Annotated in this window: 18 protein-coding genes; 11 read left to right on the top strand and 7 right to left on the bottom strand. The window is 54.9% G+C overall.

Translation table 11 applies throughout. The features are described 5' to 3' along the window. Positions 1-6: 6 nt before the first annotated feature. The 5 genes from accB to acuI all read right to left on the bottom strand — a co-directional run bounded on the left by accB (position 7) and on the right by acuI (position 3,823). The gene (gene accB / locus MY052_RS02295; protein WP_035891227.1) at positions 7-465 is read right to left on the bottom strand and encodes an acetyl-CoA carboxylase biotin carboxyl carrier protein; all 459 of its coding nucleotides are present in this window, start codon (positions 463-465) and stop codon (positions 7-9) included. Between the two features lie 22 nt (positions 466-487). Next, positions 488-940, bottom strand: a complete 453-nt coding sequence (gene aroQ / locus MY052_RS02300; RefSeq protein ID WP_248538142.1) for a type II 3-dehydroquinate dehydratase — start codon at positions 938-940, stop codon at positions 488-490. A 234-nt stretch (positions 941-1,174) separates the two neighbouring features. Continuing rightward, positions 1,175-1,774, bottom strand: a complete 600-nt coding sequence (gene msrQ, locus MY052_RS02305) for a protein-methionine-sulfoxide reductase heme-binding subunit MsrQ (RefSeq protein ID WP_123651686.1) — start codon at positions 1,772-1,774, stop codon at positions 1,175-1,177. Then, complete coding sequence (gene msrP / locus MY052_RS02310) at positions 1,774-2,772, bottom strand: protein-methionine-sulfoxide reductase catalytic subunit MsrP (protein WP_035891270.1); 999 nt, start codon at positions 2,770-2,772, stop codon at positions 1,774-1,776. The genes msrQ and msrP overlap by 1 nt, the downstream gene beginning before the upstream one ends. 76 nt (positions 2,773-2,848) lie before the next feature. Then, entirely contained in the window at positions 2,849-3,823 is a 975-nt protein-coding gene (gene acuI, locus MY052_RS02315; RefSeq protein ID WP_248538143.1) for an acrylyl-CoA reductase (NADPH), read from the bottom strand. Positions 3,824-4,043: 220 nt separating this feature from the next. Here acuI and csrD point away from each other — a divergent pair, with 220 nt between their 5' ends. The 8 genes from csrD (at position 4,044) to tldD (ending at position 16,344) form a co-directional block, all read left to right on the top strand. Further along, positions 4,044-5,984 carry an RNase E specificity factor CsrD gene (csrD, locus tag MY052_RS02320; protein ID WP_035891220.1) on the top strand — a complete coding sequence of 647 codons (1,941 nt, stop codon included), beginning with the start codon at positions 4,044-4,046 and terminating at the stop codon, positions 5,982-5,984. A 305-nt stretch (positions 5,985-6,289) separates the two neighbouring features. Beyond that, positions 6,290-7,333: a rod shape-determining protein MreB gene (mreB, locus tag MY052_RS02325; RefSeq protein WP_000913396.1), complete on the top strand. Its 1,044-nt coding sequence runs from the start codon at positions 6,290-6,292 to the stop codon at positions 7,331-7,333. A 68-nt stretch (positions 7,334-7,401) separates the two neighbouring features. Beyond that, positions 7,402-8,409, top strand: a complete 1,008-nt coding sequence (gene mreC / locus MY052_RS02330; RefSeq protein ID WP_035891216.1) for a rod shape-determining protein MreC — start codon at positions 7,402-7,404, stop codon at positions 8,407-8,409. Then, positions 8,409-8,897, top strand: coding sequence for a rod shape-determining protein MreD (gene mreD / locus MY052_RS02335; protein WP_035891213.1), 489 nt, complete (start codon positions 8,409-8,411; stop codon positions 8,895-8,897). The genes mreC and mreD overlap by 1 nt, the downstream gene beginning before the upstream one ends. 7 nt (positions 8,898-8,904) lie before the next feature. Continuing rightward, positions 8,905-9,498 (top strand): Maf family protein, encoded by a 594-nt coding sequence (locus MY052_RS02340; RefSeq protein WP_123651682.1) that lies wholly within the window; start codon positions 8,905-8,907, stop codon positions 9,496-9,498. Next, entirely contained in the window at positions 9,488-10,957 is a 1,470-nt protein-coding gene (gene rng, locus MY052_RS02345) for a ribonuclease G (protein WP_035891210.1), read from the top strand. The genes MY052_RS02340 and rng overlap by 11 nt, the downstream gene beginning before the upstream one ends. A 33-nt stretch (positions 10,958-10,990) precedes the next feature. After that, complete coding sequence (gene yhdP, locus MY052_RS02350) at positions 10,991-14,797, top strand: AsmA2 domain-containing protein YhdP (protein WP_202217097.1); 3,807 nt, start codon at positions 10,991-10,993, stop codon at positions 14,795-14,797. 101 nt (positions 14,798-14,898) lie between these two features. Beyond that, positions 14,899-16,344, top strand: a complete 1,446-nt coding sequence (gene tldD / locus MY052_RS02355; protein ID WP_115073702.1) for a metalloprotease TldD — start codon at positions 14,899-14,901, stop codon at positions 16,342-16,344. Positions 16,345-16,395: 51 nt separating this feature from the next. Here the strand turns inward: tldD and MY052_RS02360 are convergent, their stop codons facing one another. Both MY052_RS02360 and aaeR read right to left on the bottom strand, forming a co-directional pair. Next, a complete protein-coding gene (locus MY052_RS02360) occupies positions 16,396-17,010 on the bottom strand; it encodes a YagU family protein (protein WP_035891208.1) in 615 nt (204 codons plus the stop codon). 239 nt (positions 17,011-17,249) lie between these two features. Continuing rightward, the gene (aaeR, locus tag MY052_RS02365) at positions 17,250-18,176 is read right to left on the bottom strand and encodes an HTH-type transcriptional activator AaeR (RefSeq protein WP_035891206.1); all 927 of its coding nucleotides are present in this window, start codon (positions 18,174-18,176) and stop codon (positions 17,250-17,252) included. Positions 18,177-18,305: 129 nt separating this feature from the next. Between aaeR and aaeX the strand changes: the two genes are divergently transcribed. The 3 genes from aaeX to aaeB are packed head-to-tail and all read left to right on the top strand — an operon-like array spanning position 18,306 to position 21,422. Beyond that, complete coding sequence (gene aaeX / locus MY052_RS02370) at positions 18,306-18,509, top strand: p-hydroxybenzoic acid efflux pump operon protein AaeX (protein WP_035891204.1); 204 nt, start codon at positions 18,306-18,308, stop codon at positions 18,507-18,509. Between the two features lie 7 nt (positions 18,510-18,516). Beyond that, positions 18,517-19,449 carry a p-hydroxybenzoic acid efflux pump subunit AaeA gene (aaeA, locus tag MY052_RS02375; RefSeq protein WP_035891203.1) on the top strand — a complete coding sequence of 311 codons (933 nt, stop codon included), beginning with the start codon at positions 18,517-18,519 and terminating at the stop codon, positions 19,447-19,449. Between the two features lie 5 nt (positions 19,450-19,454). Beyond that, complete coding sequence (gene aaeB / locus MY052_RS02380; protein ID WP_035891202.1) at positions 19,455-21,422, top strand: p-hydroxybenzoic acid efflux pump subunit AaeB; 1,968 nt, start codon at positions 19,455-19,457, stop codon at positions 21,420-21,422. Positions 21,423-21,494 lie beyond the last annotated feature (72 nt).

Raw genomic sequence — 21,494 nt, forward strand, 5'->3', positions numbered from 1 at the left:
GCCTCGTTACTCGATGACGACCAGAGGCTCGTCAAATTCAACTGGCTGACCGCTTTCTACCAGGATTGCTTTCACAGTCCCTGCTTTGTCAGCTTCGATCTGGTTCATCATTTTCATCGCTTCAACGATGCACAGGGTATCGCCTACGTTTACTTTCTGACCAACTTCCACGAAGGCTTTCGCGTCCGGGCCTGGGGTGCGATAGAAAGTACCAACCATTGGGGAACGTACGATGTGACCACTGATTTCAGCTTTAGCCGGAGCTTCAGCAGCAGCTGGTGCTGCAGCAACAGGTGCTTGCGCTTGCATGACAGGCGCTGCGTAGGCCTGCTGCATCACTGGAATACCGGTGTTCGGAGCAGAGCGGCTGATGCGCACTGACTCTTCACCTTCAGAAATTTCCAGTTCGTTGATGCCAGACTCTTCGACCAGCTCGATCAGTTTTTTAATCTTACGAATATCCATGAGTGGGTTCCGTACTCTTTGTTTAGTTTGATTGTGACAGGCGTTTTACCGCCGTCTGTAAAGCGTATGAATAGCCGTCAGCCCCGAGTCCGCAGATAACGCCAGAAGCGATATCAGACAGATACGAATGATGGCGGAATGGTTCGCGCGCATGAACGTTGCTCAGGTGGATCTCGATAAACGGGATGCTCACCGCCAGCAACGCATCGCGAAGGGCAACGCTCGTGTGCGTGAACGCGGCCGGATTAATCAGGATATAGTCAATATTGTCTTTAGCCTGATGAATACGGTCGATGAGGACGTACTCGGCGTTGGATTGCAGGCTGTCGAGCGTGACGTTCAGGATTTCAGCTTCCGCGGTTAAGCGGCTTACGATCTGGGAAAGCGTCAGCGTGCCGTACTTCTCTGGCTCACGGGTGCCTAACATATTCAGGTTCGGACCGTTCAAAAGCAAAATGCGAAACTTGTCAGTCATTGTGCTGCTATCTCCTGCAATTCTCGGGTAAAAAACAAAATATACCTTCGATGCGCGATTGTCACCCTTTCAGGGGGTTAAAAACCCGGTCGGGAAAACCAAGGTCGCACATTATAACTATTTCGTAGCATTTGGCAGCTAAATACTGGTCTTATCAGGGAAGATTATCAACTGCTATCGTGTAAAGAACGTCTGACTATAAGAGAATTGCGGTAAACCGCACATATCACGAAACTAGCGCCACCACTGGCGAAACTTCTTATAACGGCAGGCTAAAAGCACGACGGCGATGGCCGCGTAGATAACCGGTTGTGGTGAGATAATCTTTACCGACCACAAGAAATGTATCGGTGCGAGGATCGCGACAAGATAGACGAAGTTATGCAAAAGCTGCCAGCGTCGGCCTAATTTTCGCTGCATCGCTTGAGTAGACGTCACCGCCAGGGCCAATAAAATCAGCCAGCAGGCAAATCCCAGCAGAAGATAAGGACGTGTGGCGATTTCCTGGCCTAATAGCGACAAATTCTGAATCCCCAGTTCCAGAACGCTATAGCTGGTGAGGTGAATAGTCGCCCATGCAAAGCACCACAATCCCAGTAATCGCCGGGTGCGAATCAGCAGCGGTTGTTTAGCGTAGCGCGCCAGCGGGGCGACCAACAAGGTCGCCAGCAGTAATTTCAGAGCCATCCTACCGGTAAAATGCTGAATATCTTTCACTGGATCAGCACTTAGCTGCCCCTGTGATACGGCCCAGAACAGCCAGACAAACGGCAAAAAAGCCGCAAGATGCAGGAAAACCTTCAGCCAGGTGACCTGTTTTGCCGTTAAACGCATCAAAAATTCTCCCGCAAATTCATTCCACGATAGAGCGAAGCCACTTCATCCGCATAGCCGTTAAACAGTAGCGTTGGCTGTCGCTGAACATCAAGAATACCGCCAGAGCCAATAAAACGCTCCGTCGCCTGGGACCATCGAGGATGATCGACGTGCGGATTCACGTTGGCAAAGAACCCGTATTCGTCCGGGGCGGCGAGGTTCCAGGTGGAATCCGGGCGCTCACGGGTCAGCATGATACTGACGATAGACTTTATCCCCTTAAAGCCGTACTTCCACGGAACCGTCAGACGGATTGGCGCACCGTTTTGCGGCGGCAGCGCTTTGCCGTAGACACCGACGGTGAGTAGCGTTAGCGGGTTCATGGCTTCGTCCAGGCGCAATCCTTCTATATAAGGATACGCAAGACCACCGCCGATAAATCGGTCTTTCTGCCCGGGCATGTTTTCCGGGGAGTAAAGCGTCTTAAATGCCACGTACTTTGCATTGCTGGTGGGCTCGACGGCTGCCAGTAGTTTATGCAGTGGGAAACCAATCCACGGTACTACCATCGACCAGGCCTCGACGCAGCGCATACGGTAGATGCGCTGTTCCAGCGGGAAGCGTTTGGTTAAATCGTCATGATCGAGCGTCATCGGCTTTGCGACTTCACCGCCAATGGTGAGTTTCCATGGGTCGATGGGGAGGCTACCGGCGTTAGCGGCGGGGTCGGCTTTATCGAGGCCAAACTCATAGAAGTTGTTATAGCCGGTGACTTTGTTTTCTGGCGTCAGCGTGAGCTTGTTCTGCCATTCATCTGGCTTGCTGAACGTCAGCGGCTTTCCCGCCGGGGCTGGCGGTCGGTCGTTACCTTTAAACCAGTCTGTCAGACTGGAGGCGTGCAGTGGAAGTGAGGCGGCAGCGGTGCTGATACCAAGCATCTTCAGCACCTGGCGGCGCTGAAGCATAAAAACAGACTCGGCGGTGACGTCTGCTTCAGTTAATTTACGGGATTTCATGACTTCCTCCGGCAGGCTTTTATTAAGCATGGCGGAGGAGTCAAATTAACGCGAGTGCGCCTTGAAAAATAAGTGCTTAGTCGATTTTCACCAGAGTTCGGCCCTGAATCTGGTTGCTGATGATTTTATCTGCAAATTCAGGCGCTTGAGAAAGACTTATCTCCGTTGCGCTCTGTGCGAAGAAGGACTCAGGTAAATCGGTAACCAGACGTTTCCATGCTTCCGCGCGGCGTGCCGCCGGTGTCATCACTGAATCCACGCCCTGCAGACGAACGTTACGCAGGATGAACGGCATCACGGTAGTCGGCAGCGCAAAGCCACCGGCCAGGCCGCAGGCCGCGACGCAACCGCCGTAGTTCATCTGCGCCAGCACTTTGGCCAGCACTTTATCGCCAACGGTATCAACCGCACCGGCCCAGATCTGTTTTTCCAACGGACGGGTTTCCGCGAACTCATCACGGCCCAGAATGCGGTTTGCCCCCAGCGCGCGAAGGTAGCTATGGGTGCTTTCACGACCAGACACCGCCGCGACCTGATAACCCAGTTTGTGCAGCAGGGCGATAGCGGTACTGCCCACGCCACCGCTGGCGCCGGTCACCACGATCTCGCCGTCTTCAGGGCGCACACCTGCATCTTCCAGCGCCATCACGCACAGCATCGCGGTGAAGCCCGCGGTGCCGATGATCATGGCTTTGCGTCCATCCAGGCCAGCGGGCAGCGGTACTAGCCAGTCGCCGTTGACGCGTGCGCGCTCGGACAGGCCGCCCCAATGGTTTTCGCCCACGCCCCAACCGGTCAGCAGCACCTGCTGGCCCGGCGTAAAGCGCGCATCATCGCTGGTGTGAACCGTCCCGGCAAAGTCGATGCCTGGCACCATCGGGAAGTTACGAATGATTTTCCCTTTTCCGGTGATAGCGAGAGCGTCTTTATAGTTCAGGCTGGACCACTGGATATCGACAGTGACGTTACCCTGCGGCAGCAGACTGTCGTCAACGGCCTTCACTGCGGCGATAGTTTTACCATCCTGCTGTTCTAAGATGAGTGCCTGCATAACCCTTCCTTACATGGACTGATAGTGAAAAAATTTACCGGGGACTATACTCGTTTATCATTATTTGTTGGCGATTTGGCGCAATAAATTGCCAGATCCGCCAGGTTTGGTAGTATGCCGACCTGGTTTGATATGTTAGTGCTTACTTCTGATAGTAATGTGCGAACACAGGCGCCCGGCTCTCTGTCGGGGACGATTAACCTACGGAGTTAACACAGGGATGCGATTAACGACGAAGTTCTCAGCCTTTTTTACGCTCTTAACTGGGCTTACCATCTTTGTGACGTTAATTGGCTCCTCACTGAGTTTTTATAACGGCATACAGTACAAGATAGCCAATCGCGTGCAGGCCGTGGCAACGGTATTGGATAACCGCCTCATTAACACACCGTTCGATAAGCTCGACCATCAGCTTGATGAAATCATGGTGCCGCTCGATATCGTCCGTATCGATTTCACGCTGAATGGAAAGGCGCTGTTCCACCATAGCCGCACTAGCAGCTATCAGCCAGTTGGCAGCCACTATCAATTCCGCGAAATGGAAGTTCCATCGCTCAAGCACCCCGGCATGAAGATTCATCTGGTCTATCAGGACCCGATGGCCAACTACTTCCGCTCGTTGATGACCACCGCGCCGTTGACCATTACGATTGCCTTTATGGTGCTGGTGGTCTTTATCGCCGTGCGCTGGCTGCGTCGACAGCTTGCGGGGGAAGAGCTGCTGGAGCTGCGCTCTATTCGTATTCTTAACGGCGAGCGCGGGCCGAAAGCCAAAGGTAATATCCATGAATGGCCCGCCCGCACCAGTTCGGCACTGGATATGCTACTTTCTGAAATTCAGTTTGCCGGAGAACAGCGCAGCCGCCTGGACACACTGATTCGCTCCTACGCGGCTCAGGACTCGAAAACTGGCCTCAGCAACCGACTGTTCTTTGATAATCAGCTCGCGACGCTGCTCGACGACCAGGAAAACGTCGGCTCTCACGGTATCGTGATGATGATCCGCCTGCCGGACTTTGACTTCCTGCGCGACAACTGGGGCCGGGCCGCGGCGGAAGAACATGTCTTTACGCTCATCAACCTGCTTTCTACCTTTATTATGCGTTATCCCGGTGCGCTGCTGGCGCGCTATCGCCGCAGTGACTTTACCGTCCTGCTACCGCATCGCACCTTAAAAGAAGCCGACAGCATCGCCGGGCAACTGCTCAAAGCCATTGATGGCCTGCCGCTGGCGAAAATCCTCGATCGCGATGACATGATGCACATCGGTATTTGCGCCTGGCGCGGCGGGCAGACCACCGAACAGGTGATGGAACACGCCGAGGCGGCGGTACGCAACGCGGTGCTACAGGGCAGCAACAGTTGGGCGATATACGATGACTCGCTGCCGGAGAAAGGGCGCGGCAACGTCCGCTGGCGCACTTTGATTGAGCAGATGCTCAGCCGCGGCGGCCCGCGCCTTTACCAAAAACCGGCGGTCAACCTCGACGGCAGCGTTCATCACCGAGAACTGATGTGCCGTATTTTTGACGGTAAAGAAGAGGTTATCGCCGCGGAATATATGCCGATGGTGCTGGAGTTTGGCCTCGGTGAAGAATACGACCGCCAGCAGATCACTCGTCTGATCCCATTCCTGGGGTTTTGGCCTGAGGAAAATCTGGCAATTCAGGTGACGGTCGAGTCGCTTATTCGCCCGCGTTTCCAGCGTTGGCTGCGTGATACTTTGATGCAGTGCGAGAAATCTCAACGTCGACGGATTATTTTTGAACTTGCAGAGGTAGATGTCTGTCAACATATGACGCGTTTACAGCCAGTCGTACGTTTAATTCATGCATTAGGCGTTCGGGTTGCGGTAACGCAGGCAGGTTTAGCTTTAGTCAGTACCACCTGGATTAAGCAGCTTGAGGTTGAGCTGATTAAGCTAGATCCGGTACTGGTGCGCAATATTGAAAAACGCAGTCAGAACCAGCTGTTGGTTCAAAGTCTGGTTGAGGCCTGTAAGGGAACGTCGATTCAGGTTTTCGCCGCCGGAGTCCGCAGCCGGGGCGAGTGGCAAGAGCTGACCAAATGCGGAGTTTTCGGCGGTCAGGGGGATTTTTTTGCTGCTTCCCAGCCACTTGACTCAAATGTGAAAAAATATTCGCAAAGATATTCGGTTTGACCTGCTGTTTAACGTGTTTATCACGTAGAATAACGCGCGCGGTTTTTTTCGGGAGTGTGCATGTCTGCTCGCCGGAAAAAAGATGCACACATGCATGTGTCGACCTTTGACAGGGACAAATCCAGGATGGAGCGGCAGTGAGTATTCCTGCACTGAAGGACTCAGGTTGGATTTGTAACAAAGGTAACGAACTGCACTAATTTTCACCGTTGCAGATGATTTTTGCGCCTTGTCGCTGCTGCGTGTGGTTGGTAAAGTAAGCGGATTTTATTTTTCCGCCCCAGCTTTCAGGATTATCCCTTAGTATGTTGAAAAAATTTCGTGGCATGTTTTCCAATGACCTGTCCATTGACCTGGGTACCGCGAATACCCTGATTTACGTAAAAGGACAAGGCATCGTATTGAATGAGCCTTCCGTGGTCGCCATTCGTCAGGATCGTGCCGGTTCACCGAAAAGTGTGGCCGCTGTAGGTCATGACGCAAAACAGATGCTGGGCCGTACGCCAGGTAACATCGCGGCGATTCGCCCGATGAAAGATGGCGTTATCGCTGACTTCTTCGTCACCGAGAAAATGCTCCAGCACTTTATCAAACAGGTTCACAGCAACAGCTTTATGCGCCCAAGCCCGCGCGTACTGGTTTGTGTACCGGTTGGCGCAACTCAGGTTGAACGCCGTGCGATCCGTGAATCCGCTCAGGGCGCTGGCGCTCGTGAAGTGTTCCTGATTGAAGAGCCAATGGCAGCTGCAATTGGTGCAGGCCTGCCGGTTTCTGAAGCAACCGGCTCTATGGTTGTGGATATCGGCGGTGGTACCACTGAAGTTGCCGTTATCTCCCTGAACGGTGTGGTTTACTCCTCCTCCGTACGTATCGGTGGTGACCGCTTCGATGAAGCGATTATCAATTATGTTCGCCGTAACTACGGTTCTCTGATTGGTGAAGCTACCGCAGAACGTATCAAGCACGAAATCGGCTCCGCTTACCCGGGTGACGAAGTGCGTGAAATCGAAGTGCGTGGCCGTAACCTGGCAGAAGGTGTTCCACGTGGCTTCACGCTGAACTCCAACGAAATTCTCGAAGCGCTGCAGGAGCCACTGACTGGCATCGTGAGCGCAGTCATGGTTGCACTGGAACAGTGCCCGCCAGAACTGGCTTCCGACATCTCCGAGCGCGGTATGGTTCTGACCGGTGGTGGCGCGCTGCTGCGCAACCTTGACCGCCTGTTAATGGAAGAAACCGGTATTCCAGTTGTCGTTGCTGAAGATCCGCTGACCTGCGTAGCGCGTGGCGGCGGCAAGGCGCTGGAAATGATCGACATGCACGGCGGCGACTTGTTTAGCGAAGAGTAGTCAGCATGAGGTTCAGGGTAGCCAGAAGGCTACCCTCAATTTCACTGACACGAGAATACGCATAGCCTATGAAGCCCATTTTTAGCCGTGGCCCGTCGCTGCAGATTCGCCTTATTCTGGCGGTGCTGGTGGCGCTGGGTGTCATTATCGCCGACAGCCGCCTCGGTATGTTCAGTCAAATCCGAACATACATGGATACTGCCGTCAGTCCTTTCTACTTTGTTTCCAATGGTCCTCGTGAACTGCTTGATAGCGTTTCTCAAACGCTGGCTTCACGCGATCAGCTCGAGCTCGAAAACCGTGCACTGCGTCAGGAACTGCTGCTGAAAAATAGCGACCTGCTGATGCTCGGTCAGTACAAACAAGAAAATGCCCGTTTACGTGAACTGTTAGGTTCACCGCTGCGCCAGGACGAACAAAAAATGGTGACGCAGGTGATCTCAACGGTTAACGATCCCTACAGCGACCAGGTGGTTATCGACAAAGGCAGCGTAAACGGTGTTTACGAAGGCCAGCCAGTGATCAGCGACAAAGGCGTTGTGGGTCAGGTTGTGGCCGTCGCCAAGCTCACCAGCCGCGTGCTGCTGATTTGCGATGCCACCCACGCACTGCCGATTCAGGTTCTGCGTAACGATATTCGTGTGATTGCCGCCGGTAACGGCTGCACTGACGATCTCCAACTGGAGCATCTGCCAGCCAATACCGACATTCGTGTCGGCGATGTGCTGGTGACATCCGGTCTGGGCGGTCGTTTCCCGGAAGGTTATCCGGTTGGCGTGGTGTCGTCTGTTAAGCTGGATACGCAGCGCGCGTACACGGTGATTCAGGCGCGTCCAACGGCGGGTCTGCAGCGTTTGCGCTATCTGCTGCTGCTGTGGGGCGCGGATCGTAACGGCACCAACCCGATGACGCCGGAAGAGGTGCATCGCGTCGCCAACGAGCGTCTTATGCAGATGATGCCTCAGGTACTACCGTCTCCTGAAACCATGGGGCCGCAGCTTCCCGCGCCGGCAACCGGGTTAGCCACACCGCCTGCGGGTACGCCGCCACCACAACCCTCTGCAGGAGGGCAATAGTGGCAAGCTACCGTAGCCAGGGACGCTGGGTAATCTGGCTCTCGTTTCTTATCGCACTGCTGCTACAGGTTATGCCCTGGCCGGACGACCTTACCGTCTTCCGGCCAAACTGGGTGCTGCTTATTCTGCTTTACTGGTCACTGGCGCTGCCGCACCGCGTGAATGTGGGTACGGGTCTGGTGATGGGTGCCATACTTGATCTCATCAGTGGATCAACGCTTGGCGTGCGCGCGCTGTCGTTGAGCATTGTAGCGTATCTGGTGGCGCTGAAATATCAGCTGTTCCGCAACCTGGCGCTCTGGCAACAGGCGTTGGTGGTTATACTGCTCTCGCTCGCGACGGATATTATTGTTTTCTGGGCAGAGTTTTTAGTGATCAACGTCTCTTTCCGACCTGAAGTGTTCTGGAGTAGTGTAGTAAACGGCGTGCTCTGGCCGTGGATATTTCTTCTGATGCGTAAAGTTCGCCAGCAATTTGCCGTTCAATAAGGTCGTTATGGTATCTCTCTATCTTGCTTCAGGTTCCCCGCGTCGCCAGGAACTTCTCACTCAGCTAGGCATGACGTTTGAGAAAGTGGTTCCCGGTATCGAAGAACTGCGTCGCCCACAGGAGCCGGCGCAGCAATACGTGGCGCGTCTGGCGCGAGAGAAAGCGCAGGCGGGCGTTGCGTTAACCCGTCACGACCTCCCCGTTCTGGGGGCTGATACGATTGTGGTGCTTAACGGTGAAGTGCTGGAAAAACCTCGCGATGCGGCGCATGCCGCCGCGATGCTGCGTAAGCTATCAGGGAATACCCATCAGGTGATGACCGCCGTTGCGCTGGCAGATAGCCAGCATACGCTCGACTGCCTGGTCGTGACGGAAGTGACCTTCCGGATGCTTTCCGAGGAAGACATTGCAGACTATGTTGCGAGCGGCGAACCTTTAGATAAAGCAGGTGCATACGGTATTCAAGGGCTGGGTGGCTGTTTCGTCAGGAAGATAAATGGCAGCTATCACGCCGTAGTCGGCTTACCGCTGGTGGAAACGTATGAGTTGCTGAGTAACTTTAACTCGCTACGTGAAAAAAGGGATACACATGACGGCTGAACTATTAGTGAACGTGACGCCATCGGAGACGCGAGTGGCGTATATCGATGGCGGCATTTTGCAGGAAATTCATATTGAGCGTGAAGCGCGACGCGGAATAGTAGGCAATATCTACAAAGGTCGTGTTAGTCGTGTCTTACCAGGTATGCAGGCGGCTTTTGTAGATATTGGTCTCGATAAGGCAGCGTTCCTTCACGCTTCCGACATCATGCCGCATACCGAATGTGTGGCGGGTGAAGAGCAAAAGCAGTTCACCGTCCGCGATATTTCTGAACTGGTGCGTCAGGGCCAGGACCTGATGGTACAGGTGGTGAAAGATCCCCTGGGAACCAAAGGCGCGCGTCTGACTACCGACATCACGTTACCTTCCCGTTATCTGGTCTTTATGCCCGGCGCTTCGCACGTCGGCGTGTCGCAGCGTATTGAAAGTGAAGCCGAGCGCGATCGCTTAAAGAAAGTGGTCGCGGATTATTGCGATGAGCAGGGCGGGTTTATCATCCGTACCGCGGCAGAAGGGGTGTGTGAAGAGGATTTAGCCTCTGACGCCGCCTATCTTAAGCGCGTCTGGACCAAAGTGATGGAGCGTAAGAAGCGCCCGCAGACCCGCTACCAGATGTACGGTGAGCTGGCGCTGGCGCAGCGTGTCCTGCGCGACTTTGCGGACGCTCAGTTGGATAAAATTCGCGTTGATTCCCGTTTAACCTACGAAGCGTTAATGGAATTCACGGCTGAATACATGCCTGAAATGACCAACAAGCTTGAGCATTACAGTGGCCGCCAGCCTATCTTTGATCTGTTCGACGTTGAGAATGAAATCCAGCGAGCGCTGGAGCGTAAAGTTGAGCTCAAGTCCGGTGGTTATCTGGTTATCGACCAGACCGAAGCGATGACCACCGTCGACATCAACACCGGGGCTTTTGTTGGGCACCGTAATCTTGATGACACCATTTTCAACACCAATATTGAAGCGACTCAGGCGATTGCGCGTCAGCTGCGCTTGCGTAACCTTGGCGGTATTATCATCATCGATTTTATCGATATGAATAACGAAGACCACCGTCGTCGGGTACTGCACTCGCTGGAGCAAGCGTTGAGCAAAGACCGCGTGAAAACCAGCGTTAACGGCTTCTCGCCGCTGGGGCTGGTAGAGATGACCCGTAAGCGTACGCGCGAGAGCGTCGAACACGTGCTCTGCACCGAATGCCCGACCTGCCATGGGCGTGGTACGGTGAAAACCGTTGAGACGGTGTGCTATGAGATTATGCGTGAAATCGTGCGCGTGCATCACGCTTATGATTCCGATCGCTTCCTGGTGTACGCTTCTCCATCCGTGGCCGAAACGCTGAAAGGTGAAGAGTCTCACGCGCTGGCAGAAGTGGAAATTTTTGTCGGCAAGCAGGTTAAAGTCCAGATTGAACCGCTCTATAACCCGGAGCAGTTTGATGTGGTTATGATGTAATTACGCAGCCTGCTGCGACCCAAGGAGAGATGCGTGAGGCGATTGCCGGGGATTTTACTGCTCACCGTTGCCACACTGATTGTCGTTGTCGCGCTGCTGGTGAGCGGCCTGCGTCTCGCCTTGCCACATCTGGATAAATGGCGCCCTGAACTGCTGACCAGAATTGAAGCGGTCACCGGGCTGCCGGTTTCCGCCTCTCAGATCCACGCCAGTTGGCAAAACTTCGGCCCGACGCTGGACGTGCGCGATATCCACGTTGCGATGAACGACGGCGGCGAACTGTCTATCAAACGTGCTTCGATGGCGCTGGATGTCTGGCAAAGCCTGCTGCACATGCGCTGGCAGTTTCGCGAGCTGACCTTCTGGCAGCTGCAAATTCATACCAATACGCCGCTACAGAATAACGACGGCGGCGATGGCCTGAAGGGCGACCGCGTCGGCGATCTGTTCTTACGCCAGTTTGACCACTTCACCCTGCGCGATAGCCATCTCAGCTTCCTGACGCTCTCCGGCCAGCGTGCTGAACTTGCCATTCCGCAGCTCACCTGGGTCAACAATGACAACCGTCACCGCGCCGAAGGGGAGCTTAGCCTCTCGAGCCTCACCGGGCAGCACGGGGTGATGAAAGTGCGTATGGATCTGCGTGATGAAAATGGTCTGCTGAATAAAGGCCGCATCTGGCTCCAGGCTGACGACATCGATGTGAAGCCGTGGCTGGGACAGTGGATGCAGGACAATATCGCGCTGACCAGCGCTCGCTTTAGCCTTGAAGGCTGGGCTTCGCTGGATAAAGGCGAAATCGCCAACGGCGATGTCTGGCTGAAACAGGGTGGCGCCAGCTGGCAGGGCGACCAGCAGGATCACCATCTGGCGGTGGATAACCTCACCGCGCACCTGTCGCGTGAGAAACAGGGCTGGGAGCTCCGCATTCCCGATACCCGTATCACGATTGACGATACGCCGTGGCCTCGCGGGGCGCTGGCGCTGGCATGGATCCCGGCTCAAGAAGTTGGGGGGCCGAACAATAAGCGGAGTGACGAACTGCGCATCCGCGCGAGCCATCTCTCACCGGCTGGCTTAAACGGCCTGCTGCCGATCGCTGAAAAACTTTCACCTGACGTCGCCGACATCTGGCGCACCGCACAGCCTGCGGGCATGGTCGATGCTCTGGCGATTGATATCCCGCTTCAGGATACGGGCAAAACCCGCTTTAACGCGAGCTGGAATAACCTCGGCTGGAAGCAGTGGAAACTTTTGCCTGGCGCTGAGAACGTCTCTGGGTACATTGCCGGTAGCCTGGAAAATGGCTCGCTGCATGTTGCGATGAAAGACGCGAAGATGCCGTACGAACACGTCTTCCGCGCACCGCTGGAGATTGCCAACGGCGTTGCGACCCTGAACTGGGTCAATGACGGTAGAGGCTTCATGCTCGATGGGCGTGATATCGATGTCACGGCGACGGGCGTTCGTGCCGCGGGCGGTTTCCGCTATCTGCAGCCGAAGGACGACCAGCCGTGGCTGGGGATTCTGGCCGGTATCAGTACTGACGACGGTGGGCAGGCGTGGCGTTACTTCCCTGAAAACCTGATGGGGAAAGCGCTTGTTGACTACCTGAGTGGTGCTATCAAGGCGGGTAAAGCGGAGAACGCCACTCTGGTTTACGGCGGTAACCCACACCTGTTCCCGTACGAGCATAACGAAGGACAGTTCCAGGTCTATGTGCCGCTGCACGATGCGACCTTTGCCTTCCAGCCGGACTGGCCGGCGCTGACCAATCTGAATATCGAGCTTAACTTTATCAATGCTGGCCTGTGGATGAAGGCGGATAAAGCGGCGCTTGGCGGCGTGACCGCCAGCAACCTGAATGCGTCGATTCCAGACTACGCCAAAGAGAAGCTGCTGATTGATGCCGATATTAACGGTCCTGGTAAAGCGGTTGGCCCGTATTTCCAGCAGACGCCGCTCGACAAATCCCTGGGTGCGACCCTCGAAGAGCTCCAGCTTGATGGCGATGTGAGCGCTCGCTTACATCTTGATATCCCGCTGGATGGCGAGCTGGTGAAGGCCACGGGTAACGTCGCGCTGAACAATAATAGCCTGTTTATCAAACCGCTCGACAGCACGCTGCATAACCTCAAAGGCCGCTTCAGCTTTGATAATGGCAACCTGACGAGCGAGCCGCTGACCGCCACCTGGTTCAATCAGCCGCTGAACGTCGATTTCACCACCAATGAGGGAGAGAAATCCTATCAGGTGGGCGTCAATATGCAGGCGGACTGGCAGCCAGCGAAAACGGGCGTGCTGCCAAAACAGCTTAACGACGCGCTTAAAGGCAGCGTACCGTGGAAAGGTAACGTTGCTATTGAGCTTCCTTATCACGGCAGCGCGACCTACAAGGTCGGTATCACCAGCGACCTGCAAAATATGAGCAGTAGCTTACCGTCTCCGGCGGATAAAGCGGCGGGGAAATCGCTGCCGGTTAAGCTCAACGTCGACGGGAATCTGCATAGCTTCACTCTGACCGGCAACGTGGGGCCGGATAACCACCTGAATAGCCGCTGGCTGTTGGGGAAAAAGCTCACGCTTGAGAGCGCTATCTGGGCCTCGGACAGCCGTACTATCCCGCCGCTGCCGCAAACGGCGGGCGTGGAATTGAATATGCCGCCGATGGACGGCGCGCAGTGGCTGGCGCTGTTCCAGCACGGCGCGGCCGACGGCGTAAGCTCTGCTGCCGCCTTCCCGCAAAACGTGACGTTGCGTACGTCGTCGTTGACCTTTGCAGGCCAGCAGTGGAATAACCTGAGCGTGGTGTCCCAACCAACGGCAGACGGCACGCGGGTGGAAGCTCAGGGACGCGAAATTAACGCCAGCCTGACGATGAAAAATAGCTCACCGTGGCAGGCCGCCGTTCGCTACCTTTATTACAACCCGTCGGCTAATCCGCTGGCGCAGACCGCTGCTACAGGCCCGCTAAGCAACACCTCAAGCAGCAGTGCGATAGATTTCCACAGCTGGCCCGATCTTCAGCTTCGCTGCGCCGAATGCTGGCTGTGGGGGCAGAAATATGGCCGTATCGATGGTGACTTCAGCGTGAAGGGCGATACCCTGACTCTGGCTAACGGGCTGGTGGATACCGGCTTTGGCCGCTTAACCGCCGATGGCGTTTGGGTAAACTCACCGTCCGGGCAGCGCACCTCGCTGAAGGGGAAAATTCACGGAAACAAGATTGATGAGGCTACGGCTTTCTTCGGGGTTTCAACGCCGATTCGCGATTCTTCCGTTGATGTAGACTACGATTTACATTGGCGTGATAAACCGTGGCAGCCTGATGTTGCGTCGCTGAACGGTATTCTGAAATCGCGCGTTGGCAAAGGGCAGTTTACCGATCTTTCCACGGGCCATGCCGGACAACTGCTGCGTCTACTGAGCGTCGATGCGCTGCTGCGTAAGCTGCGCTTTGACTTTAGCGACACCTTCAGTGAAGGCTTCTACTTTGATTCTATTCGCAGTACCGCGTGGATCAAAGACGGCGTGCTGAATACTGATGATACGCTGGTTGATGGTCTGGAAGCCGATATCGCCATGAAAGGGTCGGTCAATCTGGTGCGACGCGAGCTGGATATGGAAGCCATCGTCGCGCCGGAAATTTCGGCGACGGTCAGCGTGGCGACGGCTTTCGCGGTGAACCCGATTATCGGCGCGGCGGTGTTTGCGGCGACGAAAGTACTTAGCCCGCTGTGGAACAAAGTCTCTATCCTGCGTTATCGCATCACCGGCCCGATTGATAAGCCACAAATTAACGAAGTGCTGCGCCAGGCGCGCAGCGACAAAAAGCCATGATTTGACGCAAGCCTTGAATTGCCTCAATCTCATAAGACAAACACCCGGAATACCGGCTCGAAATGCGTGAAGCGCGCGGGCCATTAACGAGTAGCGAAATAATGAGTCTAAACCTGGTAAGTGAACAATTGCTGGCAGCGAACGGCCTGAATCATCAGGATCTGTTCGCCATTCTTGGTCAACTCACGGAGCGTCGTCTGGACTATGGCGATCTCTATTTTCAGTCCAGCTACCACGAATCCTGGGTTTTAGAAGATCGCATCATTAAAGATGGTTCTTATAACATTGACCAGGGCGTGGGGGTTCGTGCGGTAAGCGGCGAGAAAACCGGTTTTGCCTATGCCGACCAGATCAGCCTGCTGGCGCTAGAGCAGAGCGCACAGGCGGCGCGTACCATTGTGCGTGAAGCGGGTAACGGCAAAGTGCAGACGCTGGGCGCGGTAGAGCACTCAGCGCTTTATACCTCGCTGGATCCGCTGCAAAGCATGACCCGCGAAGAGAAGCTGGATATCCTGCGCCGCGTGGACAGCGTGGCGCGTGCCGCAGACAGCCGCGTGCAGGAAGTGACGGCGAGCCTGACCGGCGTATATGAATTGATTCTGGTTGCCGCGACGGATGGCACGCTGGCGGCCGACGTGCGCCCGCTGGTACGTCTGTCGGTGAGCGTGCAGGTGGAAGAAGATGGCAAACGTGAGCGCGGCGCCAGCGGCGGCGGTGGCCGTTTTGGCTACGACTACTTCCTCGCTGACCTCGACGGTGAAGTTCGTGCCGATGCTTGGGCGAAAGAAGCCGTACGCATGGCGCTGGTGAATCTCTCTGCGGTCGCCGCTCCGGCGGGTACGCTGCCGGTGGTGCTGGGCGCGGGCTGGCCTGGCGTACTGCTGCACGAAGCGGTGGGCCACGGTCTGGAAGGCGACTTTAACCGTCGCGGCACGTCGGTCTTCAGCGGCCAGATGGGCCAGCTGGTGGCTTCTGAACTCTGTACTATCGTTGATGATGGCACCATGTCTGACCGCCGTGGCTCTGTAGCAATCGACGATGAGGGGACGCCGGGTCAGTACAACGTGCTGATCGAAAACGGGATCCTCAAAGGCTATATGCAGGACAAGCTTAACGCACGCCTGATGGGTGTTGCGCCAACCGGTAACGGCCGCCGTGAATCATACGCGCACCTGCCAATGCCGCGTATGACGAATACCTACATGCTGGCCGGGAAATCCACGCCGCAGGAAATCATTGAGTCCGTTGAATACGGCCTCTACGCGCCAAACTTTGGCGGCGGTCAGGTGGATATCACCTCCGGTAAGTTTGTCTTCTCCACCTCAGAAGCCTACCTGATTGAAAACGGTAAGGTGACCAAGCCGGTGAAAGGGGCGACGCTGATTGGTTCCGGTATCGAAACCATGCAGCAGGTGTCTATGGTCGGTAACGACCTGAAGCTGGATAACGGCGTTGGCGTCTGCGGCAAAGAAGGTCAGAGTCTGCCGGTTGGCGTGGGTCAGCCGACGCTGAAGGTGGATAATTTGACGGTGGGCGGTACTGCTTAACCTGAACAAGGCGTCATCTAAAAAGCGCACCTCATTGAGGTGCGCTTTTTTTTATCGCAAATGCGTTAGCGGTATTTCAGGATCGGGTTCGTGAGTGATGCGGTTACGTAAATCACGACGGATAATTTCAATCGACCAGAACCAAATCAGGTGGCCCACGATCTCTGATACATGTTCATACCACGGCAGTTCAAACAGCGGTGGCGTCAGCCCCATCAGCGGGAAGGAGATCATGTGGACAAAAAGCTGAGCTAAAGCACCGGCAAGCAAACCCTGCCAGAGTTTTATTTTCGGGAAGACTTCAGCAACCACGCAATAACCCACAGCGAAGACGATGGAGAAAATAATATGCGTTACGCCGACCCAGTTAAATATATGTCCAGCAAAAGTGTAAACGGCGGCATTGGGGTCTGCGACGCCCAACCAGTCGCGAAGAAATACATACGGGGGGTTGAGAAAATTACGGGAACAATCGATTTGGCTCGCGGCTCTTATTAACTGTTCAGGCCCGCATGCACCGGTAAATAAATCGGTAGGGCTGCGCGGAGGAAGAGGCACTTCTGCACCCCATTTCACAAACGCGGAGACGATCCCTGCGATTAACCCTATGAACGCGGCAAGCCCATAACGCCTGCGTGAAGGCGGTGTTTGTTCGAATAGATTCATTCTGAGTCCTTGGTTAAAATGGTCCTGTTCAATGCATTCTGTTTTTATATTTTAATTAAATGCAACCGTCTGAGCATCAGACGTAATACAAGATAATAGTCAGACGGCCACGGTGTCAATTAGCCAAACTTAATAGTACGAATGACTTATTCCTGAATTACCGCTACTGTAGTTCAGGAAATATTTATGCCAAATATCTTTAGTCGGGATGTTCAGTTTCGGAATATATATGACCTTGCTTATTCTTTCCTTCTTCCACGCATCCCCTGAAACAGCTCCGCGACTTTAACAAAATAGTCGGTCAGATAGTTAATACAGACCTGCACCTTGAGCGGCAGCTTGTCCTTTTCGGTATACAGGGCGTACACCGGGCGCGGATCGGACTGATAGCGTGGGAATAAGATCTCGAGTTCACCGCTGTTGATCTCATTGATCACCCACATCAACGGGACGTAGGCAATGCCGGCACCGGCGACCAGCCAGCGAGAGATGGTCATCGGGTCGTTGGTGACAAATCGCCCCTCTGGCAGCAGTTTAGTCGACAACCCTTCTGGGGCAATCAGCTCAAACTCGTTATCCGGACGAACGCTATATTCCAGCCACGAATGGTTACTCAAATCCGCCGGTTTTTCGGGCACGCCAAACTGCGCGAGGTATTTTCTGGACGCACAAACGACCATCGGCATGCTGCCCAGACGGCGAGAGAAGAGGCTGGAGTCTTGCAGCGCTCCGACGCGGATAACCACATCCAGACCATCGGCAATCAGATCCGGCGCTGGAATGCCCGTCACCAGATTTACGGTTAATCCTGGATACTCTTTGAGCATTTCCGCCGTCATGGCAGCGAGTACATTTTGTGCCATAGTTGAAGAACAGCCGATGCGCAGCGTACCAATCGGCGTGTTGTTAAAGGCATAAAGCTGTTCGTGTACATCCTTCACTTCGAACAGCATTCGGCGGCAACCTTGATAGTAAATTTTACCGGCTTCGGTTAAGCCAATGCTGCGGGTGCTGCGGTTAAGCAGTTTGACCTGCAGCTCATCTTCCAGTTTAGAAACAGTCTGGCTGATGGAAGAAACGCTCATCTGTAGCTGACGTGCCGCGGCAGTAAAGGAGCCTTGCTCGACAACTTTGGCAAAAACCGACATCCGTTTTAGTCGTTCCATTGTTCACTCTGGCTTAAAAGTGATTTGCATCACACTATGTAGATAAGGCTATAACAGTTACGTTAAAATACTGTTAGCTGAATAATTAAAGTTCCAATCTCACCTGCACGCTAGTTTAGTAAGGTCAACATGAGCCTGTTTCCTGTCATCGTGATTTTCGGTCTCTCATTCCCGCCGATCTTCTTTGAGCTGCTCTTATCGCTCGCCATTTTTTGGTTGGTGCGTCGCGTGCTGACGCCAACCGGGATCTATGATTTTGTCTGGCATCCCGCGTTGTTCAACACCGCACTGTATTGCTGCCTGTTTTATCTAATATCACGTTTGTTCGTCTGAGGTAGATGTGAAAACACTAACAAGAAATATCTCCCGTACCGCTATTACGGTGATACTGGTCATCCTGGCATTCATCGCTATTTTCCGTGCCTGGGTCTATTACACCGAATCTCCGTGGACGCGTGATGCGCGTTTTAGCGCGGACGTCGTCGCCATTGCTCCTGACGTATCCGGCCTGATTACCGATGTTCAGGTCAAGGATAACCAACTGGTTAGCAAAAATCAGGTTCTGTTTATTATTGACCAGCCGCGCTACCAGAAGGCGCTGGAAGAAGCGAATGCTGACGTTGCCTACTACAAAGCGCTGGCGGATGAGAAAAGCCGAGAAGCCGGGCGCCGTAACAAGCTGGGCGTGATTGCCATGTCTCGCGAAGAGATAGACCAATCCAATAACGTGCTGCAAACCGTGCTGCACCAGTTAGCGAAAGCGCAAGCCACGCGCGATCTGGCGCGTCTGGATCTGGATCGCACGGTGATTCGCGCGCCAGCGGATGGCTGGGTGACTAACCTGAATGTCTACGCCGGTGAATTTATTACCCGTGGTTCTACAGCGGTAGCGTTGGTGAAACAGCACTCCTTCTATGTGATGGCCTACCTTGAAGAGACCAAGCTCTCAAGCGTACGTCCGGGTTACCGCGCTGAAATTACCCCGCTGGGCAGCAACCATGTAATTAAAGGAACCGTTGATAGCGTTGCGGCGGGCGTCACCAACGCCAGTAGCAGCGTCGACAGCAAAGGGATGGCGACCATCGACTCCAACCTGGAGTGGGTTCGTCTGGCTCAGCGTGTACCGGTGCGTATCCGTCTGGATGAACAGACAGGTAACCTGTGGCCTGCGGGTACGACCGCCACGGTGGTCATTACCGGTGAGAAAGACCGCGATGCCAGCCGCATGAGCTTCTTCCAGAAGCTGGCGCTGCGTCTGCGTGAATTCGGTTAATTGCCATGGGCATTTTTAGCATTGCCAACCAGCACATCCGCTTTGCCGTCAAACTGGCCTGTGCGGTGGTGCTGGCCTTGTTTGTCGGCTTCCACTTTCAGCTTGAAACGCCGCGCTGGGCGGTGCTGACTGCCGCTATTGTGGCGGCCGGTCCGGCCTTCGCTGCGGGTGGAGAACCCTACGCGGGGGCAATCCGCTATCGCGGGATGCTGCGTATTGTCGGGACCTTTATCGGCTGTATCGCCGCGCTGGTGATTATCATCACCATGATCCGTGCGCCGCTGCTGATGCTGCTGGTTTGTAGCATCTGGGCCGGTTTCTGTACCTGGATCTCTTCGCTGGTTCGCGTTGAAAACTCCTACGCCTGGGGGCTCTCCGGCTATACAGCGCTGATTATCGTTATCACGATTCAGGCCGAACCGTTGCTGACGCCGCAGTTTGCCGTGGAACGCTGCAGCGAGATCGTGTTGGGGATTATCTGTGCGATCGTCGCCGATCTCCTGTTTTCACCGCGATCGATCAAAAAAGAGATCGACAACGAACTCGATGCCATCCTTATCGATCAATATCGCCTGATGCAGCTGTGCATCAAGCATGGCGATAGCGATGAGATGGACAAAGCCTGGTTGGCGCTGCTGCGTCGCACCGCTGCGTTGGAAGGGATGCGCGGCAACCTGAATATGGAGTCCTCACGCTGGGCTTGGGCCAACCGTCGCTTGAAGGCGCTGAACACCGTTTCGCTGACCATGGTGACTCAGGCTTGTGAAACCTTCATCATGCAAAACTCGCGGCCTGAGCTGGTCACTGACGCTTATCGTGAGTTGTTCGAAGAGCCGGTTGAAACGGTGCAGGATGTTCACCGCCAGCTTAAACGAATGCGCCGCGTGCTGGCGTGGACGGGTGAGCACGATACGCCGGTAACAATTTACAGCTGGGTAGGGGCCGCCACGCGTTATCTGCTGCTCAAACGCGGCGTGATTGGTAATACGAAAATCAGCGCCCGCGAAGAAGAAATTCTGCAAAGCGAAGTGGTCGTGCGACCGGAGTCTGCCGAACGTCACCACGCGATGATCAACTTCTGGCGTACCACGCTCTCCTGCGCGCTGGGCATTCTTTTCTGGCTGTGGACCGGCTGGACATCGGGTAGCGGTGCGATGGTGATGATTGCCGTGGTTACCTCACTGGCCATGCGTTTACCGAATCCGCGCATGGTGGCGATAGACTTTATCTACGGCACCATTGCGGCGCTGCCGCTGGGAGCGCTCTATTTCCTGATTATCATCCCCGCGACGCAACAAAGTATGCTGCTGTTGTGTATTAGCCTGGCGGTCATGTGCTTCTTTATTGGCATTGAAGTGCAAAAGCGCCGGTTGGGATCGATGGGGGCACTGGCCAGTACCATCAACATTCTGGTGCTGGATAACCCGATGACCTTCCACTTCAGCCAGTTCCTCGACAGTGCATTAGGGCAGATTGTCGGCTGCTTTATGGCGTTTATCGTCATTCTGCTTATCCGCGATAACTCCCGCCTGCGTACCGGGCGCGTGCTGCTGAACCAGTTTGTGTTTGCGGCGGTGTCGGCGATGACCACCAATATGGCTCGTCGAAAAGAGAACCACCTGCCGGGACTCTACCAGCAGCTGTTTTTGCTGCTGAACAAATTCCCGGGGGATATTGCGAAGTTCCGCCTGGCGCTGACGCTTATCATTGCGCATCAGCGCCTGCGCGATGCGCCTATTCCGGTGAATGACGATCTGTCGGCCTTCCACCGTCAGCTGCGCCGCACCGCTGACCGAGTGATTTCAGCAACCAGCGATGACAAACGCCGTTATTACTTCACGCGTTTGCTGGAGGAACTCGGGGTTTATCAGGAAAAACTGCGCGTCTGGGAAGCTCCTGAGCAGGTTACTCAGCCGGTTGAGCGGCTGGTGACGATGCTGCATAAATATCAGGGCGCGTTGACCAGTAGCTGAGTGTTTTCCCGGAGTCGCTGCGCTCGTCCGGGCTACCTGTGATTGTAGCCCGGACGAGCGCAGCGACTCCGG

Source organism: Kluyvera ascorbata (assembly GCF_023195735.1).
GTDB classification, from domain to species: Bacteria; Pseudomonadota; Gammaproteobacteria; order Enterobacterales; family Enterobacteriaceae; genus Kluyvera; species Kluyvera ascorbata.

What these genes read in the sequence shown, in the direction of transcription:
- mreB (WP_000913396.1), top strand. Translation starts at nt 6,290, where the DNA reads ATGTTGAAAAAATTTCGTGGCATGTTTTCCAATGACCTGTCCATTGAC.
- csrD (WP_035891220.1), top strand. Translation starts at nt 4,044, where the DNA reads ATGCGATTAACGACGAAGTTCTCAGCCTTTTTTACGCTCTTAACTGGG.
- accB (WP_035891227.1), bottom strand. Translation starts at nt 465, where the DNA reads ATGGATATTCGTAAGATTAAAAAACTGATCGAGCTGGTCGAAGAGTCT.
- acuI (WP_248538143.1), bottom strand. Translation starts at nt 3,823, where the DNA reads ATGCAGGCACTCATCTTAGAACAGCAGGATGGTAAAACTATCGCCGCA.
- aaeX (WP_035891204.1), top strand. Translation starts at nt 18,306, where the DNA reads ATGAGCCTGTTTCCTGTCATCGTGATTTTCGGTCTCTCATTCCCGCCG.
- rng (WP_035891210.1), top strand. Translation starts at nt 9,488, where the DNA reads ATGACGGCTGAACTATTAGTGAACGTGACGCCATCGGAGACGCGAGTG.
- aaeB (WP_035891202.1), top strand. Translation starts at nt 19,455, where the DNA reads ATGGGCATTTTTAGCATTGCCAACCAGCACATCCGCTTTGCCGTCAAA.
- MY052_RS02360 (WP_035891208.1), bottom strand. Translation starts at nt 17,010, where the DNA reads ATGAATCTATTCGAACAAACACCGCCTTCACGCAGGCGTTATGGGCTT.
- MY052_RS02340 (WP_123651682.1), top strand. Translation starts at nt 8,905, where the DNA reads ATGGTATCTCTCTATCTTGCTTCAGGTTCCCCGCGTCGCCAGGAACTT.
- aroQ (WP_248538142.1), bottom strand. Translation starts at nt 940, where the DNA reads ATGACTGACAAGTTTCGCATTTTGCTTTTGAACGGTCCGAACCTGAAT.
- mreC (WP_035891216.1), top strand. Translation starts at nt 7,402, where the DNA reads ATGAAGCCCATTTTTAGCCGTGGCCCGTCGCTGCAGATTCGCCTTATT.
- msrP (WP_035891270.1), bottom strand. Translation starts at nt 2,772, where the DNA reads ATGAAATCCCGTAAATTAACTGAAGCAGACGTCACCGCCGAGTCTGTT.
- msrQ (WP_123651686.1), bottom strand. Translation starts at nt 1,774, where the DNA reads ATGCGTTTAACGGCAAAACAGGTCACCTGGCTGAAGGTTTTCCTGCAT.
- tldD (WP_115073702.1), top strand. Translation starts at nt 14,899, where the DNA reads ATGAGTCTAAACCTGGTAAGTGAACAATTGCTGGCAGCGAACGGCCTG.
- aaeR (WP_035891206.1), bottom strand. Translation starts at nt 18,176, where the DNA reads ATGGAACGACTAAAACGGATGTCGGTTTTTGCCAAAGTTGTCGAGCAA.